A 21,477-nucleotide genomic window follows, 5' to 3' on the forward strand; every position below is an offset into this window, starting at 1 on the left:
GAGTACGCCATGACCGCCACCGGGACCCCCATCGCCGTCGTCACGGGCGCGAGCAGCGGTATCGGCGCCGCCACCGCGCGGCAACTGGCCGCCGCCGGCTACCGCGTGGTGCTCACCGCGCGCCGCAAGGACCGCATCGAGGCGCTGGCCGCCGAGATCAACGAGGCGGGCCACCAGGCCACGGCGTACGCCCTCGACGTCACCGACCGCGCGGCCGTGGACGCCTTCGCGAGCGCCTTCCGCACCATCGGCGTCCTCGTCAACAACGCGGGCGGCGCGCTCGGCGCCGACCCCGTCGCCACCGGCGACCCGGCCGACTGGCGCCAGATGTACGAGACGAACGTCATCGGCACGCTCAACGTCACCCAGGCCCTGCTGCCCGCGCTCGACGCGTCCGGCGACGGCACCGTGGTCGTCCTCTCGTCGACGGCGGGCCACGCCACGTACGAGGGCGGCGCGGGCTACGTCGCCGCGAAGAACGGCGCCCGGGTCATCGCCGAGACCCTGCGCCTGGAGATCGTGGGCCGCCCGGTCCGGGTGATCGAGATCGCGCCCGGCATGGTGAAGACGGAGGAGTTCGCCACGACCCGCTTCCGCGGCGACGACGAGAAGGCCGCGAAGGTCTACGCGGGCGTGGCGGAGCCCCTGACGGCCGACGACGTAGCGGAAACGATCACCTGGGCGGTCACCCGCCCCCCGCACGTCAACATCGACCTCCTGGTGGTCCGCCCCCGAGCCCAGGCCTCCAACACGAAGGTCCACCGGGAGCTGTAGCCCGCGGGCACCACGGCTGAGGGGGTCGCCGGACCACTGCCCGACGCCCCCCTCGGTCCTTCTGCCCCTCAGCGCCTCAGCGCCTCAGCCCTTCACGCACACGACCTGCTTCAGCTTCGCCACGACCTCGACGAGGTCCCGCTGCTGGTCGATGACCTTCTCGATCGGCTTGTACGCGCCCGGGATCTCGTCCACGACGCCGGAGTCCTTGCGGCACTCCACGCCCCGCGTCTGCTCTTCCAGGTCGCGGGTCGTGAACGTCCGCTTCGCCGCGTTCCGGCTCATCTTGCGGCCCGCGCCGTGCGAGGCGGAGTTGAAGGACGCCGCGTTACCGAGGCCCTTCACGATGTAAGAGCCGGTACCCATCGAGCCCGGGATGATCCCGTAGTCGCCGGAACCGGCGCGGATCGCACCCTTCCGCGTGACCAGCAGGTCCATGCCGTCGTACCGCTCCTCCGCCACGTAGTTGTGGTGGCAGCTGATCACCGGCTCGAAGGCCACCTTCGCCTTCTTGAACTCCTTCCGGACCACGTCCTGGAAGAGCGCCATCATGATCGCGCGGTTGTACTTCGCGTACTCCTGCGCCCAGAAGAGATCGTTCCGGTACGCCGCCATCTGCGGGGTGTCCGCGATGAACACCGCCAGGTCGCGGTCGACCAGGCCCTGGTTGTGCGGGAGCTTCTGAGCCTCGCCGATGTGGAAGTCGGCCAGCTCCTTGCCGATGTTCCGGGATCCGGAGTGCAGCATCAGCCAGACCGAATCCGACTGATCGAGACAGAACTCGATGAAGTGATTTCCGGAGCCGAGCGTTCCCATCTGCTTTACGGCCCGCTCCTCCCGGAACTTGACCGCGTCCGCCACCCCCTCGAACCGCCCCCAGAAGTCGTCCCAGCCCGCCGTGGCGAAGCCGAAGAAGCGGGTCGGGTCTACTGCGGAGTCGTGCATTCCGCGGCCGACCGGGATGGCCTGTTCGATCTTGGAGCGGAGGCGGGAGAGGTCGCCCGGGAGGTCGTTCGCGGTCAGGGACGTCTTGACCGCGGACATGCCGCAGCCGATGTCGACCCCGACCGCCGCCGGGCAGACCGCGCCGTGCATGGCGATGACCGAGCCCACCGTCGCACCCTTGCCGTAGTGGACGTCCGGCATCACGGCCAGGCCCTTGATCCACGGCAGCGTGGCGACGTTGCGCAGCTGCTGCATCGCGCCGTCCTCGACCGTCGCCGGGTCCGCCCACATCCGGATCGGAACCTGCGCGCCCGGCACCTCTACGTACGACATAATTCCTCGTTCCCCCGAGTCTCCCGAGTCTCCACAGTCACCCCAGTTGGGTGATTTGACTGGTTTTCCCGAAACATTCCTTTGCGCCATCATGCGCCTGGTGCGCAAAAACCGTCACCAAAGACCACAAACAGGACAGTGGACCGGCGTTCACGGCAGCGCGTGCGATAGACATTGTGTCCAGCCGCCGCCTTCCGGCGGCAACCGCTTTTCTCCCGAAAGGAGCCTGGGAACCGTGCAGCGAAAGGCGTACGTGCCGGGTGTGGCGCTCCTCGTGGTGCTCGTCGCGGGCTGCTCCTCGGGCTCCGGCACCGACGGCACCGACACGGACTCCAAAGCGGGCGTACCCAAGGCGGCCGCCGCGCCGCCCGGCCGGTACCGCACGCTGCCCGAGCCGTGCCGGGCCGTGAACAAGGGCGTCCTCAAGGACATGCTGCCGGGCGCCGCCGACCTGCCGGACGACCAGAAGGCGAAGGCGTACGCGGGGGCCGCGGAGCTCACGTACGACACGGACCGGCGCGTGGGCTGCCGCTGGAAGGACGAGGCGCCGGACGGGGTGCACCGGCTGTACGTCGACTTCGAGCGGGTCGTGTCGTACGACCCGGCCGTCAGCGACGACGACCGGGCGAAGGCCGTCTACGGGAAGAAGGAGTCGGCCGCCAAGCTGCCCGCCCCGAAGGACGGCGGCAAGGACACCCCCCGCCCGGGCGGCGCCGGCAAGTCCGCGACCCCCCACGGGAGCCCCAGCGGAACCCCCAGCGGCAAGCCCTCCGGCACCCCCTCCACCGGGCTGCGCGTCCAGAGCCAGGCCGCCTCCCCCGCCGCCCCCACCACCCCGCCCGCCTCCTCCGGCCCGCCCGCCACCACCCCCGACGGGCTCCAGCCGCGTATCCTCACCGGGCTCGGCGACGCCGCGTATCTGGACGACGCGCTCACGGCGAGCGGGTCGGCCGCCCAGCGCCGTACCGTCACCGTCGTCTTCCGTACGTCCAATGTGATCGTGACCGTCGAGTACACGGAACAGCCCGGCTCCCCGGACGCCGCCGCCCCCGACAGCCAGGAACTCCAGGAGAAGACCCAGGCCCTGGCCGCCAAGCTCGCCGAGCTCTTCGGCGACTGAGCCCGCCGGGCCGAGTGAGCGACCTCATGAGCGACCAGCCAGCAGCGACCAGCGAAGGAACGCGTAGAACCATGCACCGACCCGCCCCCGCCACCGCCCCGCGCACGCGGCTCGCCCGTGTGCTCGCCTGCGCCGCCGTCCCCGTGATGCTCGTCGCCGCCGGCTGCTCGTCGGACTCCGGCGGCGACGAGAAGAAGAAGGACTCGGGGTCCTCGTCCTCGGCCGCCACGCCGAGCGGCAAGCAGTCCGCGTCGCCGTCCGTCGCCCCGGCCAAGTACGCCAAGCTGCCCGACCCGTGCAAGGCGCTGGCGGAGAAGACGATCGACAACCTGGTGCCGAAGGCGAAGTCGAAGTCGGGCACGGCGGGCAAGTCGACGGACGTGGCCTCGCAGGGCACCTGCTCGTGGAACGGCCTGGACGACAAGGGCGTGAAGGGCTCGCAGTACCGCTGGCTGGACGTCTCGTTCAAGCGGTACGGCTCGGACGCGGCGATCGGCAGCGGCGACCAGCGCGCGGCGAAGGAGTACGCCCGTCTGCTCACTTCGACGAAGGCGGCGGACGGCGCCAAGAACGTGAAGGCGACGCCGGTCAGCGGCATCGGCGACGAGGCGACGGCCATCAGCTACGACCTGCACAAGACCGACGAGGACTTCAAGTACGCGGTGATCGTGGCCCGTACGGCGAACGCGGTGGTCGTGCTCGACTACAACGGCGCGGGCTACCAGGGCGCGGACGCGCCGGACGCCGGTGATCTGATGAAGGACGCGCAGGGCGCGGCCAAGGAGGCGGTGGCCTCGGTGGTCACGGCCAACGGCGGCAAGCAGTAGCGGCAGCCGGTTTCAGCAGCAGCGGCCGGTAACGAGCCGGGCTCGATACGGAGTCCTGTCCTCCCCTGTGGGCAGGACTCCGTGTTCATGTGCCAGGCTTTGCGCGCCGGTTGTCGACAACGGAGGGGGATCGCGGGTGGCCGCGACGCAGCTGACGCGCACGCATCGCATACTCATCGGGGTGGTGGTCGCGGGTGCGGTGATCATTGCCGGGATCGGGTTCGCGGGTTCTTACGCGGCGGTGCGCGCGCTCGCGGAAAAGAAAGGTTTCGGGAACTTCTCCCTCGTCTTCCCGATCGGCATCGACGCGGGCATCTGTGTGCTCCTCGCGCTCGACCTGCTGCTGACCTGGATCCGCATCCCCTTCCCGCTCCTGCGCCAGACCGCCTGGCTGCTGACGGCCGCGACCATCGCCTTCAACGGCGCGGCCGCCTGGCCCGACCCGCTCGGCGTCGGCATGCACGCCGTCATCCCGGTCCTGTTCGTCGTCGCCGTCGAGGCCGCCCGCCACGCCGTGGGCCGCATCGCGGACATCACCGCCGACAAGCACATGGAAGGCGTCCGCCTCACCCGCTGGCTCCTCTCCCCCATCCCCACCTTCAAGCTGTGGCGCCGCATGAAACTGTGGGAACTGCGCTCCTACGAGCAGGTCATCAAGCTCGAACAGGACCGCCTCGTCTACCGCGCCCGCCTCCAGGCCCGCTACGGCCGCGCCTGGCGCCGCAAGGCCCCCGTCGAATCGCTGATGCCGCTGCGGCTCGCCAAGTTCGGCGTCCCGCTCGCGGACACCGGCCCCGCGGGCCTCGCCGCCGCGGGCATCGAGCCGACGCTGCTGCCCACGGCTCCGCCGGTGACTCCCGTGGTGAGCGCGACCCCCCAGCCGGTCGAGCTCCCGGCGGCACCCACGCCCGAGCCGCAGCCCGAGCCGGTGCCCGCGCCCGTACCCGCGCAGGTCCAGGAGCAGCAGGCCCCGCAGCCGCAGCCTCAGCCGGACGAGACCGTTCCGGCCGAGAGCCCCTGGTTCGCCGCCCAGCAGCTCGGCCCGGAGGCGTACGAGGGCACGTACGACCCCCAGTACGTCGAGGGTCTGGAGCCGACCCCGGTGATGGTCCCGGCGGGCCCGGGCCGCACCCGTCCGCTGGGCAGCGCGCCCGAGCAGCACCTGCCGCACATGGCGCCGACGGCGGCCGAGGAGTCGTGGCAGCCGGAGGACTCCGTGTTCGCCGACATGGCGTACAAGGTCTTCGTCGAGTACGTGAACGAGCTCAGCGACTATCCGAACGTCGAGGCGCTGGAGATACACCTCGCGGACGGGCACGGCGTGACGCATCCGCGCGGGGCGGCGCTGCTGCGCCGTCTGATGCCGGAGTTCAAGCAGCGCTACCACGCGGAGCTTGAGGCGGACCACATCGCGTAGCCGCGGCGCGCTCCGCGGGGGTGCCGTTGTGCGTCTGCGGGCCGTCTGTGGCTGAGCGCGCAGTTCCCCGCGCCCCTAACTACCAGGGGCGCGGGGAACTGCGCGAGCAACCCAGCACGGTCCGCAGGCGAAACTACGCCGCCAGCAGCTTCCTCACCCGGTCCGCGCCCACGGCAAGAAGCAGCGTGGGCAGGCGCGGGCCCGTGTCGCGGCCGACCAGCAGGTGGTACAGGAGCGCGAAGAACGTCCGCTGGGCGGTCTTGATCTCCGGCGGGAGCTCCTTGGGGGTGGCGTCCGGGGAGAACCCGGCCTGGACCTTCGGCACGCCGTAGACCAGGTGGGTCAGGCCGTCGAGCGACCAGTGGTCGTCGAGGCCGTCCACGAGCAGCCGCAGCGACTCGCGGGCCTGGTCGTCGAGCGTGGCGAGCAGCTCGGTGTCAGGCTCCTCGCGCACCACGGTCCGCTGGTCGGCGGGGACCTGCGTGTTGATCCACGCCTCGGCCCGGTCGAGCCGCGGCCGCACCTCGTCGAGCGAGGACAGCGGGTTGGCCGGGTCCAGGTCGCTGAGGATGCGGACGGTCTGCTCGTCGTGGCCGGCGGTGATGTCGACGACCGAGGCGAGCGTGCGGTACGGCATGGGGCGCGGGGTGCGCGGCAGCTCACCGGCGGCGGTGCGGGCGGCGCGCGCGTAGGCGGCGGCGTCGGCGGGCAGCACGGTGCCGTCGGCGACCTTGGCCTCCAGCTTGTCCCACTCGTCGTACAGCCGCTGGATCTCCTGGTCGAAGGCGATCTTGAAGGACTGGTTGGGCCTGCGGCGCGCGTACAGCCAGCGCAGCAGCTGCGGCTCCATGATCTTCAGCGCGTCGGCCGGGGTCGGCACTCCGCCCTTCGACGACGACATCTTGGCCATGCCGCTGATGCCGACGAACGCGTACATCGGCCCGATCGGCTGCTCGCCGCCGAAGATCGAGACGATCTGGCCGCCGACCTGGAACGAGGAGCCGGGGGACGAGTGGTCGACGCCGGACGGCTCGAAGATCACGCCCTCGTACGCCCAGCGCATCGGCCAGTCGACCTTCCAGACCAGCTTGCCGCGGTTGAACTCGTTGAGCCGGACGGTCTCGGCGAAGCCGCAGGCCGAGCAGGTGTAGGTGAGCTCGGTGGTCTCGTCGTCGTAGGCCGAGACCGTGGTGAGGTCCTTGTTGCAGCCACCGCAGTAGGGCTTGTACGGGAAGTAGCCCGCGGAGCCCGTGCCGTCGTCCTCGGCGGCCGCGCCGGAGCCCTCGGCGGCCTCCAGCTCGGCCTCGTCGACCGGCTTCTGGCCCTTCTTGGCGGGGGCCTTCTTGGTGCGGTACTGCTCCAGGATCGCGTCGATGTCGCCGCGGTGCCTCATCGCGTGCAGGATCTGCTCGCGGTAGGCGCCGGAGGTGTACTGCTCCGTCTGGCTGATCCCGTCGTACTCGACGCCGAGCTCGGCCAGGGCCTCGGTCATCGCGGCCTTGAAGTGCTCGGCCCAGTTCGGGTACGCGGAGCCGGCCGGGGCCGGGACCGAGGTGAGCGGGCGGCCGATGTGCTCGGCCCACGACTCGTCGATGCCGGGGACGCCGTTGGGCACCTTGCGGTACCGGTCGTAGTCGTCCCAGGAGATCAGGTGGCGGACCTCGTACCCGCGCCGGCGGATCTCGTCCGCGACCAGGTGCGGGGTCATGACCTCGCGGAGGTTGCCCAGGTGAATGGGGCCGGAGGGAGAGAGGCCGGACGCGACGACGACCGGTTTGCCAGGCGCACGACGCTCCGAGTCGGCAATGACCTCGTCCGCGAAACGGGAGACCCAGTCGGTCTCGGTGCTGCTCTGAGCCACGGTCGGCACGTCCTTCTTTCTCGTACGCCTTGAAGAAGCTGGCCCGCCCATTGTCCCAGACGGAACCACCGCCTCCGGGGTTGCGCGGTTTTCCCGGAGAAACGGAAGACGCCCGCGTGGGAGAATCGGCTTGAACGCATCCCGCCCGCATCCCGGAGCAGATCCGGATATGAGCGGCCAACCGACAGGAAACGGAACCCATGGCTTCGGTCCCTTCCCTCGCTTCCACTGTCCAGCAGCGCCTGGCGGACGCCCTCTCGGCAGCCCTGCCGGAGGCCGGCTCCACCGACCCGCTGCTGCGACGAAGCGACCGGGCCGACTTCCAGGCCAACGGCATCCTGGCGCTCGCGAAGAAGCTCAAGGGCAACCCGCGCGAGCTGGCGACCAAGGTCGTCGACCAGGTCCAGGGCGACGCGATCAAGGAGATCGAGGTCTCCGGACCCGGCTTCCTCAACATCACGCTCACCGACAAGGCGATCACCGAGACGCTGGCGGCCCGCGCCGCCGACGACCGGCTCGGCGTGCCGCTGAAGGAGAACCCGGGCGTCACGGTCGTCGACTACGCCCAGCCGAACGTGGCGAAGGAGATGCACGTCGGCCATCTGCGCTCGGCGGTCATCGGCGACGCGCTGCGCGGCATGCTCGACTTCACCGGCGAGCAGACGATCGGCCGGCACCACATCGGCGACTGGGGCACCCAGTTCGGCATGCTCATCCAGTACCTGATCGAGAACCCGGGCGAGCTGGCCCCGGCGGACCAGGTCGACGGCGAGCAGGCCATGTCGAACCTGAACCGGGTCTACAAGGCCTCGCGCGCGGTCTTCGACTCCGACGAGGAGTTCAAGGAGCGGGCGCGCAAGCGGGTCGTCGCCCTCCAGTCGGGCGACAAGGAGACCCTGGAGCTGTGGCAGCAGTTCGTGGACGAGTCGAAGGTCTACTTCTACTCGGTCTTCGAGAAGCTGGACATGGAGGTCCGGGACGAGGAGATCGTCGGCGAGTCCGCGTACAACGACCTGATGCCGGAGACGGCCCGGCTCCTTGAGGAGTCCGGTGTCGCCGTGCGCTCCGAGGGCGCCCTTGTGGTCTTCTTCGACGAGATCCGCGGCAAGGACGACCAGCCGGTGCCGCTGATCGTGCAGAAGGCGGACGGCGGCTTCGGCTACGCCGCGTCCGACCTCTCCGCGATCCGCAACCGTGTCGGGGACCTGCACGCGACGTCGCTGATCTACGTCGTCGACGTACGGCAGTCGCTGCACTTCAAGATGGTCTTCGAGACGGCCCGCCGGGCGGGCTGGCTCGGCGACGAGGTCACCGCGCACAACATGGGCTACGGCACGGTGCTCGGCGCGGACGGCAAGCCGTTCAAGACCCGTGAGGGCGAGACGGTCAAGCTGGAGGACCTCCTCGACGAGGCCGTCGAGCGGGCCACGGCGGTCGTCCGCGAGAAGGCCGAGAAGGTGGGCCTGACCGAGGAGGAGATCGTCGAGAACGGGCGGTACGTCGGGATCGGCGCCGTGAAGTACGCGGACCTGTCGACGTCGGCGAACCGGGACTACAAGTTCGACCTGGACCAGATGGTGTCGCTGAACGGCGACACGTCCGTCTACCTCCAGTACGCGTACGCCCGGATCAAGTCGATCCTGCGCAAGTCCGAGGGCGACACCGCTGCCGCACACCCGGAGCTCGAACTCGCCCCGGCGGAGCGGGCCCTCTGCCTGCACCTGGACGCGTTCGGCGAGCTGGTCTACGAGGCGTCCGCCGAGTACGCGCCGCACAAGCTGGCGGCGTACCTGTACCAGCTGGCGTCGCTGTTCACGACGTTCTACGACCAGTGCCCGGTGATCAAGCCGCGCCCGGCGCAGGACGTGGTCGAGAACCGGCTGTTCCTGTGCGACCTGACCGCCCGGACGCTCCACCAGGGCATGGCCCTGCTCGGCATCCGGACGCCCGAGCGCCTCTGATCGACCCCGTGTGGGAGCGGCTCACGTGGTGAGCCGCTCCCACACGTTGGTGTCCAACCGGTACTCGTAGGCCGGGCGGCCCTTGATGGCGCTGCTGTGGAACGGCTTGCCGTTGTCGTAGACCGGGATCCTGCCGGAGCGGTCGCCGCTGCTCCAGTCGATCTCCAGGTACCAGGTCACGTCGTGCGCGTCGGTGTGCACATCGAGGTTGAGCACCTGCGGATCGGTCGTGGACACCTTGTACGGGAAGTCCGTGGCGGGCACCTTCATCTCGCCCTGCGTGCCGCCGACCGGCTTGGTGCGCGGCTGGGCCGCGTCCAGGTCGATGTCGAAGAAGCCCGGGGTGACCGCGCCGCCGCACCCCGAACCCATCGAGTACGCGGTCCAGTCGAGCGGCGCCCCGCGGTCCACGACCCGTACGTGCACGGCGTTGATGACGACCGACTCGGCCGTCTTGCCGGTCGCGGTGAGCTGGAGCGTCAGGTGCCCTCCGTCGACGCCGCCGAGCAGCCCCGCCCAAGGGCGGCTCTCCTCGGGGGCGGGCGGCTTCGGCACCGAGCCCGGCTTCTGGTCGAGCAGGTAGAACTTCCCGCAGGGCCCGTCCCACTGGTACGAGCTGACGCCGACGGCGAGCGGGTCGGCGGCGGGCGGGGCGTGCTTGCGGGGGGCGGGCGCCGACGGGGTGCGGGCGGACGGGCTGCCGCTGCCGGACGGGCTCGCGGAGGAGGCGTCCGGGCTGGGCGCGGGGGACTTGGGGGGCGTGGCCTTCGGCAGGGTGCGCCCGGTCTCCTTGGCATCGGCGACGGCCGAGCTCTTGCCACCGTCGTCGTCCCCGGACCCGCCGGAGAGCGCGGCGACGGCCACGGCCGGAACGGCGAGCGCCACGACGGCGGCCCCGATGAGCACGAGGCGGGTGCGCTTGGTGATACGGGACGTACGGCGCGGGGCGCCCGCGTCGGTGACCACGGCGACGACTTCCGGCTCGGCCCCGGGTTCCGGCTCGGGGGCCCCGGCGGCCGCGAGCGGGGACTCCGCCTCGGGTGCGGGGCTCGTTCCGGCCTCGGTCCCGGCGGCCTTCGGCTCGGTCCCGGCGGTCACCGCCGACGCAGCCGGACGCGCCGCCTCCGCCGCTGCCGCACCCCGTGACCGGCGCCGCGCCTCGTCCGCCAGGATCCAGCGGCGGTGGAGCTCGACCGACTCCTCCCGGGTGGCCCCGCAGAGCCGGGCGAGCCGGTCGATGGGGGCGTACTCATTGGGCACGGCGTCACCGTTGCAGTACCGGTGGAGCGTCGACGTACTCACGTGGAGCTTGCCCGCGAGGACTCCGTAACTCCGTCCCGAACGGTCCTTCAACTCCCTGAGCAACGCCGCGAAATCCTCGGACTCAGCCGTAGCCACGAGCCGTTTCCCTCCCCTGTCCGTCCCGGAAACGCGTTCCAGGGGAAGTAAGTTTCCCCAGGTCAGAGCGTGTTCCCCCGTTCCAGCTTCCCCCATTGTCCCCTGCTGATTGCGATCGCCGCCGCCCGGCCCGCAAGGTAGGTGCAGCAACCAGCCACACCGGCACCACCGGGGGAGCAGGCAATGCGATTCCGCATCCGGGTCAACCTGGCGGACTCGATGGCCGCCGCGATGCTGGCCGCTTCGGTGGTCACGGTCGTCGCGCTGGTCCTCAGCCTTCACACCTGACCCACGCCACACACGTACCGCTCAGCACGCACCACTCACGCACCGACCAACGGGGAGCTCGATCCACCATGCGCACCAACCTCCGCATCACCGCCGCCGCGACCACCGCCCTCGTCGCCGCGCTGTCCCTCAGCGCCTGCGGCAGCGACTCCGGTTCGAAGGAGTCGGACAAGGCGGCGTCGAAGCCGTCCGTCTCGGCGCCCGCCACCTCCAGCACGGACGGCGGCCGCCTGGGCGCCACGACCGGCGGCGACTCGGCCGGGACGACGGGCGGCACGGGCGGCACCTCCGGCGGCACCGGCGGGTCCGGCGGGTCGGGCTCGGCCACCGGCGGCCAGGGCACCGCCAAGCCCGCCAAGGCGAACGGCAAGCAGTCGGGCGGCCAGTCGGGCTCGGGCTCGGGCTCGGGCTCGGCCAAGCGCGTCACCTGCACCGGCTCCAACGTCAAGCTGACCGCGACCCCGGTCTCCCGCCCGATCAACCACGTCCTGCTGACCGCGACCAACACCGGCAAGACGACCTGCAACGCCTACGACGCCCCGGCGGTCAAGTTCTCCAACGCCCAGTCGCCGATCCCGGTCGACAAGGACACCATCCCGCAGTCGGTGGTCACGCTCGCCCCGGGCCAGTCCGCGTACGCGATGATCCGCACCCAGGGCGAGCCCGACGGCACCGACCCGTACATGACCAGCCAGGTCGTCGTGTACTTCCGCGGCGCGGTCGGCATGGAGTCCGTCGGCCGCTCGGCCTACGCCTCGCTGGCCAAGCCGGTCGGCGTCGTCGACGCCCAGGCCATGGCCACCTACTGGCAGTCGGACATGAGCGCGATCAGCGCCTGGTAACCGACCCCGTCAGCCCCGCAGCGCCCGCCCCAGCCGCCGCAGCCCCTCCGCGATCTCGTCCGGCGCCGAGGTGACGAAGCACAGCCGCAGCGCGGCCGGGTCGGGCGTCCCCGCGAAGAAGGGGGCGCCGGGCACGTACGCCACGTCATGAGCGACCGCCTCCTTCAGGGAGGCGGTCGCGTCGCTTCCCTGCGGCAGGGTGGCCCACAGGAACATGCCGCCCTCGGGCCGGTTCCACGAGGAGCCCTCGGGCAGCGCGTCCGCGAGAGAGGCGAGCATGGCGTCCCGCCGCTCGCCGTACGCCGCCCGGACCTTGGCGACGTGCGCGTCCAGGTCCCGGTCGGCCAGATAGCGGGCGGCTGCCAGCTGGTTGACGGTCGGGGTGTGCAGATCGGCGGCCTGCTTGGCCACCGCGCAGGCCCGCAGCAGCGCCTCGGGCGCCCGCAGCCAGCCGAGGCGCAGCCCCGGCGCCATGATCTTCGAGTAGCTGCCGAGCAGCACGGTCCGGTCGGCGGCGCCCTCGTACGAGGAGATCCACGGCACGCTCTCGCCCTCGTAGCGCAACTCCCCGTACGGGTCGTCCTCGACCACCCACAGCCCGCGCCGGACGGCGACCTCGGCGACGGCGCGGCGCCGCTCGGCGGTCATGGTGCGCCCGGTCGGGTTCTGGAAGGTGGGCACCGAGTAGAAGAGCTTCGGCCGCTCCCGGGCGACGAGTTCGTCGAGGGCGGCGGGGTCGGGCCCGTCGGCGTCCGAGGGCACGGCGACGATCCGGGCGCCCGCGAACCCGAAGGCCTGCAACGCGGCGAGGTAGCAGGGATCCTCGACGAGGACGGTGTCCCCGGGCTCGACGAGCGCCGCCGCGAGCAGGGTGAGGCCCTGCTGCGACCCGGTGGTGACGAGCAACTGCCCGGCCCCGGTGGGCAGTCCGCGCGCGGTGAGCCGCGCGGCGGTGGCGGCCCGCAGCCCCGGGTCGCCCTCGGTCGTCGAGTACTGCAGCGCCGCCCGCCCCTCGTCCGCGAGGACGGCGTCGAACGCCGCACGCATGCCCTCCACGTCGAACAGCTCCGGCGCGGGCAGCCCGCCCGCGAACGAGATGACCTCGGGCCGCGCGGTGAGCGCCAGAATCTCCCGTACGGGCGAGGAGCCCACGGAGGCGGCGCGCGCGGCGAGGGCGGGTGGTGCGGCGGCGACGGTCATGGGCGGCCCCCAGTCGTTTTAGTAGGACATCCAACTAGCCAGGCAGCGTACGCACTTCCGTGCCGCGTACACATGCCGGTCCGCCTTTTGGTCGGGGAAGCGCTTACTCATCTGCGGCCCGGTGGGGGCTGGTCGCGCAGTTCCCCGCGCCCCTTAAATGCCGCTGCGCGGCAATCCCCTGGGCGCCCCGAAGGGGCGCATTCAGGGGCGCGGGGAACTGCGCGAGCAACCCAGCACGGTCCGCAGACGAAGAACCAGCCGCCCGGTACGCACCCGCCCGGGTGACCCCGCTGCGCGGCTGCCCGCCGAGCCCGTACCGGACTCGCTACCTCTGTGACGACACAGGCGGAACAGCCACACGACCACGTCGGGAGAGCAAGTGAACCGGGCCGAGGAAGAGTGGGACGGAGACGTCCGGGCGGAGCTCCACGTCCACCCCGAGGGGACGTGGCTGTACGTGGGCGAGCCGCACGGCATCCTGCGCGTCCCGCTGGGCGAGGACGGCCGCCCGGAGGCCCCGGCCGAGTGGACCCCGGGAATCAGGCCGTACGGACTGGCGGCGGACGGCACGGGCGCCCGCCTGTACGTCACCGACCCGGCGGCCGAACGGCTGCTGTGGCACGCCCTGGACGCCACCGGCAGGCCCACGCGCGGCGTCGGCTGGCAGGTGTTCACACCGACCGTGGCCGAGCCGGGCGGGACGGTGGCGGCGCACCCGTCCCGCCCGCTCCTCTACGTGGCCAACCGGGACGAGAAGGCGGCCGTCTCGTGCGTACCACTGAGCGAGGACGGCAGGCCCGACGACGGCGGCACGACGACGCTCTGGGTACGCGGCACAGCCCCCTTCCGCAAGGGCCTGGCCGTCCACCCGGCCGGCACCCACCTCTACGTCAGCGATCCCCAGGCGCGTGCCCTGAACGTCTTCGCGCTGGACGCGGATGGCAGGGCCGACTCCGACGGGCCGTCGCTGACCCGGCAGGTGCTCCCCGCCCCGGGCCCGCTCACGGTCCACCCGGCGGCCAGCTGCCTCTACTTCGCCGAAGGGGAGACGGGAGCGGTGTACCGGACCGCCCTGGCGCCCGACGGCCTCCTCGCCCCGGACACCGCGCCCGAGCAGCTGCCGGACTTCACGGCCCCGCACTGCACGGGGATCGCGGTGCACCCCCGGGGCACGTACCTCTACGCGTCCACCGCGACCACGCTCGCGGTGACGGAGCTGAGCCCGCACACGGGCCACCCGTCCGGACGGCCGGTCACGCTCCCGCTCCCCCGCCGGTGACCCCGCCGCCGACGGTGACCGTGACCTCGTGGATCGAGTTGCGCACACCGGGCGGCGGCTGGACGCGCCCGTCGCGGTCGGTGGCGCGGGCGCGGATGCGGTGGCGGCCGGGCGGGAGCCGCAGGTCGAGGGTGAAGGGCTGCCAGGCGGGATCGGCCCCGAGGGGTTCGAGGACGGCGGGCCGCCAGGGCCCCTCATCGACACTCACGTCAACGGCGACGACTTCACCCGTACTCCAGGCCCGCCCGACCAACTCCACGCACTCCCCCGGCAGTTGATCGCCATTCCGGGGGCTGAGGATCTTGCTTCCCACATCCACGGAACGCACCGGCCGGGCGGTCTGCTCGCCGGGATGGACGCGGGTGTAGAAGCGCGTGGTGAACATGTGGTCCGGCCGTTCGTCGGCCAGGATGATCCGGGTCAGCCACTTCACCGAGTTCGTGCCGAACATCCGGGGCACGACGGTCCGCAGCGGATGCCCGTGCCGCACGGTGAGCGGCTCGCCGTTCATCTCGTACGCGAGGAAGACGTCCCGCCGGGCGGTCTCCAGGGGCAGGTCCTTCACGTACGAGAGGCCGTCCTCGCCGTCGAACGCCCCGGTGTCCGCGCCCTCGAACCAGACGTGCCGCGCGGAGGCGAGCGGCACGGCCCGGTCGAGGAGCGCGGAGAGGTCGAACCCGGTCCACACCAGGTTGGCCACGGCCCGGGTCGGCACGTCCGGCTGGAACGGGTTGCCGAAGCACTCGTGGAAAGCGGTGAACCGGCGGGCGGGCAGGGCGAGGACCTCGTCGAGCCGCAGCTGGAACGGCCGCTCGACGAGCCCTTCGACGGACAGGGACCAGGAGTCGAGGTCGAGGTCCGGCACCCCGAGATGGGCGCGCACGAAAACGTTGTCGACGGGCGTGATGAAGTCGACGACGTCGTCGAAGTCCCGTACGTCTAACGCCTGTTCCGCCACCGCTGGACCCCCATCGTCCTACAACCCGCGGGCGACCTCCGTCGCCCAGTACGTAAGGATCAAGTTGGCACCGGCCCGCTTGATTCCCGTCAGAGTCTCCAGGATCGCCCTGTCGCGGTCGATCCAGCCCTTCTCGGCGGCGGCCTCGACCATGGCGTACTCGCCGCTGATCTGGTAAGCGGCGACAGGCACGTCCACGGACTCGGCGACCTTGGCGAGGATGTCGAGGTAGGGGCCCGCGGGCTTCACCATGACCATGTCGGCGCCCTCGTCGAGGTCGAGCGCGAGCTCGCGCAGGGACTCGCGGACGTTGGCGGGGTCCTGCTGGTACGTCTTCCGGTCGCCCCGGAGGGAGGAGCCGACGGCCTCCCGGAAGGGCCCGTAGAAGGCGGAGGAGTACTTGGCGGTGTAGGCGAGGATGGAGACGTCCTCGTGGCCGGTCTGGTCGAGGGCGTCGCGGATGACCCCGACCTGACCGTCCATCATGCCGCTGGGGCCGACGACGTGGACGCCGGCGTCGGCCTGGACCTGGGCCATCTCGGCGTACCGCTCCAGGGTGGCGTCGTTGTCGACGCGCCCGTCCGCGTCGAGGACGCCGCAGTGGCCGTGGTCGGTGTACTCGTCGAGGCAGAGGTCGGACATGACGACGAGGTCGTCCCCGACCTCCGCCTTCACGGCGCGGATGGCGACCTGGAGGATGCCGTCCGGGTCGGTGCCGGCGGTCCCGGCGGCGTCCTTCTTCTCGTCCTCCGGCACGCCGAAGAGCATGATCCCGGCGACCCCGGCCTCGACGGCCTCCACGGCGGCCTTGCGCAGGGTGTCGAGCGTGTGCTGGACGACGCCGGGCATGGCCTGGATGGGGACGGGTTCCGTGATGCCCTCGCGTACGAACGCGGGGAGGATCAGGTCGGCGGGGTGCAGCCGGGTCTCGGCGACCATGCGGCGCATGGCGGGGGTGGTGCGGAGCCGCCGGGGGCGGGCACCGGGGAAGGATCCGTAGGTCATGCACCTACGCTACGCCGGTGGCACCGGGGGTTTTTGCCCCACCCCGCCCCTTCCCGAAAGCCCTCAGCCGGGCGGCTTGTTCGTCGGCCGCAGGCCGGTGGGGGCTGAGCGCGCAGTTCCCCGCGCCCCTAACTGCCTAGGGGCGCGGGGCTGTGACATTTGCGGCTCCGCCGCGTGGGCGCGACCAGCCACAGACGGCCCGCAGGCGAACGGGGGCCGGGGCGAAGCCCGCCCGGAGGGTCCGGGGGCTGCGCCCCCGGGCCGCCCACGGGCTCAGGTGGTACGACGGCGCCGCGCCCCCGGCCGACGCTCGCTCGGGCGCGTCACGTGTTCGCCCGCCTCCACCGCCGCCGCGCGGCGGGCCGCCCCGAACTCCGCCAACGCCTCCGCCAGCTTCAGCACCGACGGCTCGGGAGCCATCACGTCCACCCGCAGCCCGTGCTCCTCGGCCGTCTTGGCCGTGGCCGGCCCGATGCACGCGATCACGGTCACGTTGTGCGGCTTGCCCGCGATCCCGACCAGGTTCCGCACGGTCGACGACGACGTGAAGAGCACCGCGTCGAAGCCACCGCCCTTGATCGCCTCACGGGTGTCGGCCGGCGGCGGCGACGCGCGCACGGTGCGGTACGCCGTGACGTCGTCCACCTCCCAGCCCAGCTCGATGAGCCCCGCCACCAGCGTCTCGGTGGCGATGTCGGCACGGGGGAGGAAGACCCGGTCGATCGGGTCGAAGACCGGGTCGTAGGGCGGCCAGTCCTCAAGCAGGCCCGCCGCCGACTGCTCGCCGCTCGGCACGAGGTCCGGCTTGACGCCGAACTCCACCAGCGCCGCCGCCGTCTGCTCGCCGACCGCCGCGACCTTGATGCCCGCGAACGCGCGCGCGTCGAGCCCGTACTCCTCGAACTTCTCGCGCACGGCCTTGACCGCGTTCACCGAGGTGAAGGCGATCCACTCGTAGCGGCCCGTCACCAGGCCCTTGACCGCCCGCTCCATCTGCTGCGGCGTGCGCGGCGGCTCGACGGCGATGGTCGGCACCTCGTGCGGCACCGCGCCGTACGAACGCAGCTGGTCGGAGAGCGACGCCGCCTGCTCCTTCGTACGCGGTACGAGCACCCGCCACCCGAAGAGCGGCTTGGACTCGAACCACGACAGCCGGTCGCGCTGGGCGGCGGCGGTGCGCTCACCGACCACGGCTATGACGGGCTGGTGGCCGTCCGGCGACGGCAGCACCTTCGCCTGCTTGAGGACCTGGGCGACCGTGCCGAGCGTCGCGTTCCAGGTGCGCTGGCGCGTGGTCGTACCGGCGATCGTCACCGTCATCGGCGTGTCGGGCTTGCGGCCCGCCGCGACGAGTTCGCCCGCCGCCGCGGCCACCGTCTCCAGGGTCGCGGAGACGACGACCGTGCCGTCGCTCGCGCCGACCTCGGTCCAGCAGCGGCCGTCCGCGCCGCGCGCGTCGACGAAGCGCACATCGGCGCCGCCCGAGGTGTCGCTGAGCGGGACACCGGCGTACGCGGGTACGCCCACCGCCGTCGCCACACCGGGCACGACCTCGAAGGGGATGCCCTCCGCGGCGCAGGCGAGCATCTCGTCGCCCGCGCTGCCGTCGAGCCCGGGGTCGCCGGAGACGGCACGGACGACCCGCCTGCCGGAGCGCGCGGCCTCCATGACAAGATTGGCCGCGTCCCGCAACACGGGGACTCCTGCGGTGGCTGACGTCTCGTCAACTACCGTCAGCTGAGGCGTGTCCACACCTGCCCGCGCATGCGCGCGAACCACGTCGAGCACAGCCGGCTCGGCGATCAGGACATCGGCCGACGCCAGCGCTTCCACGGCGCGGAGCGTCAGCAGTCCCGGGTCCCCTGGGCCGGCACCGAGGAAGGTGACGCACCCGTGCGCGGAGACGGCGGGAAGGTTCGAGGAGTTGGTGGGGCTCAAAGTGCTCGCTCCCCCATAAGACCGGCCGCACCCTTGGCAAGCATCTCGACCGCGAGTTCGCGACCGAGCGCCACGGCTTCGTCGTGCGACGCAGGTACGGGACCGGTGATGGACAACTGCACCAGCGTCGAGCCGTCGGTGGTACCGACGACGCCGCGCAGGCGCATCTCATGAACAACCTGTCCGTCGGCCAGCAGGTCGGCGTAGGCACCCACGGGTGCGGAACAGCCGGCCTCCAGGGCGGCGAGCAGGGACCGCTCGGCGGTCACGGCGACCCGGGTGTACGGGTCGTCGAGCTCGGCGAGCGCGGCGGTGAGGTCGGCATCGGCTGCCGTGCACTCGATCGCCAGTGCCCCCTGGCCGGGGGCGGGCAGCATGGTGTCGACCGGAAGGAAGTCGGTCACCTCGCCGATCCTGCCGATGCGGTTGAGCCCGGCCGCGGCGAGTACCACCGCGTCGAGTTCACCGCTGTGCGCGAATCCGATCCGGGTGTCGATGTTCCCCCGGATCGGCACGGTTTCGACGGCCACGCCGTGGCTGCGCGCGTACGCGTTCAGCTGCGACATGCGCCGGGGCGAGCCGGTGCCTATGCGGACCGGACGGCCCTCCGCGGCGGCGGCCAGCTCGGTCAGGGTCAGCCCGTCGCGCGCCACGAGCACGTCGCGCGGGTCCTCGCGGACCGGCACGGCGGCGAGCACGAGGTCGTCGGGCTGCGCGGTCGGCAGGTCCTTGAGCGAGTGCACGGCGAAGTCGACGTCGCCGCGCAGCAGCGCGTCGCGCAGCGCGGTCACGAAGACGCCCGTGCCGCCGATCTGCGCCAGGTGCTCGCGCGAGGTGTCGCCGTACGTGGTGATCTCCACCAGCTCGACCGGACGCCCGGTCAACCGCCGTACGGCGTCGGCCACCTGGCCGGACTGGGCCATGGCGAGCATGCTGCGCCTGGTCCCCAGCCTCAGTGCTTTCTGGGTCATGACCGCCCTCGGTTCTTCGCGTCTCGGTTCTTGACGTCGACGTCGTTCAGATCGGCCCGCGACACGGCGGCGACCGTCTCCGGGTCGAGGTCGAAGAGTGTGCGCAGCGCGTCCGCGTACCCGGCGCCGCCGGGCTCGGCCGCCAGCTGCTTGATCCGCACGGTCGGCGCGTGCAGGAGCTTGTCGACGACGCGGCGCACGGTCTGGGTGACCTCGGCGCGCTGCTTCTCGTCCAGGTCGGGCAGCCGCCCCTCCAGGCGCGCCACCTCGCCGGCCACCACGTCGGCGGCCATGGCGCGCAGCGCGACCACGGTCGGCGTGATGTGCGCGGCGCGCTGGGCGGCGCCGAAGGCCGCGACCTCGTCGGAGACGATCGAGCGCACCTGGTCGACGTCGGCGGCCATCGGCGCGTCGGCCGAGGCCTCGGCGAGCGACTCGATGTCGACGAGGCGCACACCGGGGATGCGGTGGACGGCGGCGTCGATGTCGCGCGGCATGGCGAGGTCGAGCAGCGCGAGCCGGACCGGGCCGGTCTGCGCGGGGATGCGCTGGCGCGCGGCGGGCCGGGCGCCGGTGGCGTTGTCGGCCCAACTGCCGTGCAGCTCAAGGGAGTCGGCGTCGACGCGCTGTTCGCGTACGGCATCGGCCGCGGCGGCGAAGTCGACGGGGCAGCCCTCGGGGGCGGCGGCCGGAGCGTGGCTCGCGGGCGCGGCGGCGACCGGGGCGCCGACCGCGTCGCCGACGGCCTGAGCCGTCAGGACCAGACCGGTCGCACCCGTACAGGAAACCGCCACGTCGACTCGTGTCAGCTCGCGTGCGACATCGGCCATCGCCACGGCGCGGGCGGCCGTGCCCGACTCGTTGAGGATCTCGACCAGGCGCTCGGCGCGGGCGGGCGTGCGGTTGGCGACGATCACCTCGCACACTCCGGCGCGCGCCAGCGTCGCCGCGGCCAGCGAGGACATCGAGCCCGCGCCGATCACCAGGGCGCGCTTGTCCTTGGCCCAGCCCTCCACCGGGACGCCGACGGCCAGCTGCTCCAGGCCGAAGGTGACCAGGGACTGCCCGGCCCGGTCGATGCCGGTCTCGCTGTGGGCGCGCTTGCCGACCCGCAGGGCCTGCTGGAACAGGTCGTTGAGGAGCCGCCCGGCGGTGTGGAGCTCCTGCCCGAGCGCCAGGGTGTCCTTGATCTGGCCGAGGATCTGGCCCTCGCCCACGACCATGGAGTCCAGCCCGCACGCCACCGAGAAGAGGTGGTGGACGGCCCGGTCCTCGTAGTGCACATAGAGATACGGAGTGAGCTCCTCCAGACCGACGCCGCTGTGCTGGGCGAGCAGCGTGGAGAGCTCGGCGACGCCCGCGTGGAACTTGTCCACGTCCGCGTACAGCTCGATCCGGTTGCAGGTGGCCAGGACCGCCGCCTCGGCGGCGGGCTCCGCGGCCAGGGTGTCCTGCAGCAGCTTGACCTGCGTGTCCGCGGAGAGGGACGCCCGCTCCAGGATGCTGACGGGGGCGCTGCGGTGGCTGAGGCCGACGACCAGGAGGCTCATGCCGGCATCACGGCGGGCATGTCCCCGTCGGGTCCCTTCCGGTCCACGGCAGCGCCGCCGCGCACCACGGGCGGCGCGACGTCGGCGGCCTCGGCCGCGGCCGCGTCCTCACCGGCCTTGCGCTGCTCGTGGAAGGCGAGGATCTGCAGCTCGATGGAGAGGTCGACCTTGCGTACGTCGACGCCCTCGGGCACCGACAGGACCGTCGGCGCGAAGTTCAGGATGGAGGTGACCCCGGCGGCGACGAGGCGGTCGCAGACCGGCTGCGCGGCACCCGCCGGCGTCGCGATGACGCCGATGGAGACCCCGTTCTCGCTGATGATCTTCTCCAGGTCGTCGGAGTGCCGCACCGGGATCCCGGCGACGGGCTTGCCCGCCATCGCGGGGTCCGCGTCGATCAGCGCGGCGACCCGGAAGCCGCGGGAGGCGAACCCGCCGTAGTTGGCGAGGGCCGCGCCGAGGTTTCCGATGCCGACGATGACGACGGGCCAGTCCTGGGTGAGGCCGAGCTCGCGGGAGATCTGGTAGACGAGGTACTCGACGTCGTAGCCGACGCCCCTGGTCCCGTACGAGCCGAGGTACGAGAAGTCCTTGCGCAGCTTCGCGGAGTTGACCCCCGCGGCCGCGGCCAGCTCCTCGGAGGAGACCGTGGGTACGGAGCGCTCCGAGAGTCCGGTCAGCGCACGCAGATACAGCGGAAGCCTGGCGACGGTGGCCTCGGGGATTCCTCGGCTACGGGTCGCCGGTCGGTGAGTTCGGCCAGTTGCCACGGTGCTCCTGCGGGATGAGCGAGGCAGGCGGCCATGTGTC

Annotated in this window: 17 protein-coding genes; 7 read left to right on the top strand and 10 right to left on the bottom strand. The window is 72.0% G+C overall.

The features are described from left to right. The first annotated feature begins 9 nt into the window (after positions 1 to 9). Positions 10 to 774 (top strand): SDR family NAD(P)-dependent oxidoreductase, encoded by a 765-nt coding sequence (locus QIY60_RS10590; RefSeq protein ID WP_283142172.1) that lies wholly within the window; start codon positions 10 to 12, stop codon positions 772 to 774. Positions 775 to 858: 84 nt separating this feature from the next. Here the strand turns inward: QIY60_RS10590 and QIY60_RS10595 are convergent, their stop codons facing one another. Continuing rightward, entirely contained in the window at positions 859 to 2,052 is a 1,194-nt protein-coding gene (locus QIY60_RS10595; RefSeq protein ID WP_283142173.1) for an RtcB family protein, read from the bottom strand. A gap of 235 nt (positions 2,053 to 2,287) precedes the next feature. On the opposite strand from QIY60_RS10595, the gene QIY60_RS10600 reads away from it, so the two are divergent. From QIY60_RS10600 to QIY60_RS10610, 3 genes are all read left to right on the top strand, one after another. After that, complete coding sequence (locus tag QIY60_RS10600) at positions 2,288 to 3,172, top strand: DUF3558 domain-containing protein (protein WP_283142174.1); 885 nt, start codon at positions 2,288 to 2,290, stop codon at positions 3,170 to 3,172. 71 nt (positions 3,173 to 3,243) lie between these two features. Beyond that, positions 3,244 to 3,999 carry a DUF3558 family protein gene (locus tag QIY60_RS10605; protein ID WP_283142175.1) on the top strand — a complete coding sequence of 252 codons (756 nt, stop codon included), beginning with the start codon at positions 3,244 to 3,246 and terminating at the stop codon, positions 3,997 to 3,999. Positions 4,000 to 4,135: 136 nt separating this feature from the next. Continuing rightward, complete coding sequence (locus tag QIY60_RS10610; RefSeq protein ID WP_283142176.1) at positions 4,136 to 5,416, top strand: DUF2637 domain-containing protein; 1,281 nt, start codon at positions 4,136 to 4,138, stop codon at positions 5,414 to 5,416. Positions 5,417 to 5,549: 133 nt separating this feature from the next. Here QIY60_RS10610 and lysS read toward each other — a convergent pair whose 3' ends face one another. Next, positions 5,550 to 7,286: a lysine--tRNA ligase gene (gene lysS / locus QIY60_RS10615; RefSeq protein ID WP_283142177.1), complete on the bottom strand. Its 1,737-nt coding sequence runs from the start codon at positions 7,284 to 7,286 to the stop codon at positions 5,550 to 5,552. Between the two features lie 191 nt (positions 7,287 to 7,477). Between lysS and argS the strand changes: the two genes are divergently transcribed. Beyond that, positions 7,478 to 9,238 (top strand): arginine--tRNA ligase, encoded by a 1,761-nt coding sequence (argS, locus tag QIY60_RS10620; RefSeq protein WP_283142178.1) that lies wholly within the window; start codon positions 7,478 to 7,480, stop codon positions 9,236 to 9,238. Positions 9,239 to 9,259: 21 nt separating this feature from the next. Here argS and QIY60_RS10625 read toward each other — a convergent pair whose 3' ends face one another. Further along, complete coding sequence (locus tag QIY60_RS10625) at positions 9,260 to 10,636, bottom strand: helix-turn-helix transcriptional regulator (protein ID WP_283142179.1); 1,377 nt, start codon at positions 10,634 to 10,636, stop codon at positions 9,260 to 9,262. A gap of 356 nt (positions 10,637 to 10,992) precedes the next feature. Here QIY60_RS10625 and QIY60_RS10630 point away from each other — a divergent pair, with 356 nt between their 5' ends. Continuing rightward, positions 10,993 to 11,766 (top strand): DUF4232 domain-containing protein, encoded by a 774-nt coding sequence (locus tag QIY60_RS10630; protein WP_283142180.1) that lies wholly within the window; start codon positions 10,993 to 10,995, stop codon positions 11,764 to 11,766. A gap of 9 nt (positions 11,767 to 11,775) precedes the next feature. Here the strand turns inward: QIY60_RS10630 and QIY60_RS10635 are convergent, their stop codons facing one another. Then, positions 11,776 to 12,966, bottom strand: coding sequence for a PLP-dependent aminotransferase family protein (locus tag QIY60_RS10635; protein WP_283142181.1), 1,191 nt, complete (start codon positions 12,964 to 12,966; stop codon positions 11,776 to 11,778). A 379-nt stretch (positions 12,967 to 13,345) separates the two neighbouring features. On the opposite strand from QIY60_RS10635, the gene QIY60_RS10640 reads away from it, so the two are divergent. Then, a complete protein-coding gene (locus QIY60_RS10640) occupies positions 13,346 to 14,245 on the top strand; it encodes a hypothetical protein (RefSeq protein WP_283142182.1) in 900 nt (299 codons plus the stop codon). On the opposite strand, the gene QIY60_RS10645 is transcribed toward QIY60_RS10640, so the two are convergent. The 6 genes from QIY60_RS10645 to QIY60_RS10670 all read right to left on the bottom strand — a co-directional run bounded on the left by QIY60_RS10645 (position 14,220) and on the right by QIY60_RS10670 (position 21,437). Further along, entirely contained in the window at positions 14,220 to 15,203 is a 984-nt protein-coding gene (locus QIY60_RS10645; protein ID WP_283142183.1) for a molybdopterin-dependent oxidoreductase, read from the bottom strand. The genes QIY60_RS10640 and QIY60_RS10645 overlap by 26 nt on opposite strands. 18 nt (positions 15,204 to 15,221) lie before the next feature. Then, the gene (gene hemB, locus QIY60_RS10650) at positions 15,222 to 16,208 is read right to left on the bottom strand and encodes a porphobilinogen synthase (RefSeq protein WP_283142184.1); all 987 of its coding nucleotides are present in this window, start codon (positions 16,206 to 16,208) and stop codon (positions 15,222 to 15,224) included. Positions 16,209 to 16,481: 273 nt separating this feature from the next. Continuing rightward, on the bottom strand, positions 16,482 to 18,146 hold the full coding sequence (locus QIY60_RS10655) for a uroporphyrinogen-III synthase (protein ID WP_283142185.1): 1,665 nt from the start codon (positions 18,144 to 18,146) through the stop codon (positions 16,482 to 16,484). Further along, on the bottom strand, positions 18,143 to 19,117 hold the full coding sequence (gene hemC, locus QIY60_RS10660; RefSeq protein WP_283142186.1) for a hydroxymethylbilane synthase: 975 nt from the start codon (positions 19,115 to 19,117) through the stop codon (positions 18,143 to 18,145). Before hemC ends, QIY60_RS10655 begins: the two co-directional genes overlap by 4 nt. Beyond that, the gene (locus tag QIY60_RS10665) at positions 19,114 to 20,667 is read right to left on the bottom strand and encodes a glutamyl-tRNA reductase (RefSeq protein WP_283142187.1); all 1,554 of its coding nucleotides are present in this window, start codon (positions 20,665 to 20,667) and stop codon (positions 19,114 to 19,116) included. The genes hemC and QIY60_RS10665 overlap by 4 nt, the downstream gene beginning before the upstream one ends. Continuing rightward, positions 20,664 to 21,437, bottom strand: a complete 774-nt coding sequence (locus tag QIY60_RS10670) for a redox-sensing transcriptional repressor Rex (RefSeq protein WP_283142188.1) — start codon at positions 21,435 to 21,437, stop codon at positions 20,664 to 20,666. Before QIY60_RS10670 ends, QIY60_RS10665 begins: the two co-directional genes overlap by 4 nt. Positions 21,438 to 21,477: the final 40 nt, after the last annotated feature.

It is taken from the genome of Streptomyces sp. BPTC-684, assembly GCF_030028635.1.
Classification (GTDB): Bacteria; Actinomycetota; Actinomycetes; order Streptomycetales; family Streptomycetaceae; genus Streptomyces; species Streptomyces noboritoensis.

Coding starts and splice junctions, on each gene's coding strand:
- QIY60_RS10590 (WP_283142172.1), top strand. CDS start 10: ATGACCGCCACCGGGACCCCCATCGCCGTCGTCACGGGCGCGAGCAGC.
- QIY60_RS10595 (WP_283142173.1), bottom strand. CDS start 2,052: ATGTCGTACGTAGAGGTGCCGGGCGCGCAGGTTCCGATCCGGATGTGG.
- QIY60_RS10605 (WP_283142175.1), top strand. CDS start 3,244: ATGCACCGACCCGCCCCCGCCACCGCCCCGCGCACGCGGCTCGCCCGT.
- argS (WP_283142178.1), top strand. CDS start 7,478: ATGGCTTCGGTCCCTTCCCTCGCTTCCACTGTCCAGCAGCGCCTGGCG.
- QIY60_RS10630 (WP_283142180.1), top strand. CDS start 10,993: ATGCGCACCAACCTCCGCATCACCGCCGCCGCGACCACCGCCCTCGTC.
- QIY60_RS10635 (WP_283142181.1), bottom strand. CDS start 12,966: ATGACCGTCGCCGCCGCACCACCCGCCCTCGCCGCGCGCGCCGCCTCC.
- hemB (WP_283142184.1), bottom strand. CDS start 16,208: ATGACCTACGGATCCTTCCCCGGTGCCCGCCCCCGGCGGCTCCGCACC.
- hemC (WP_283142186.1), bottom strand. CDS start 19,117: ATGACCCAGAAAGCACTGAGGCTGGGGACCAGGCGCAGCATGCTCGCC.
- QIY60_RS10665 (WP_283142187.1), bottom strand. CDS start 20,667: ATGAGCCTCCTGGTCGTCGGCCTCAGCCACCGCAGCGCCCCCGTCAGC.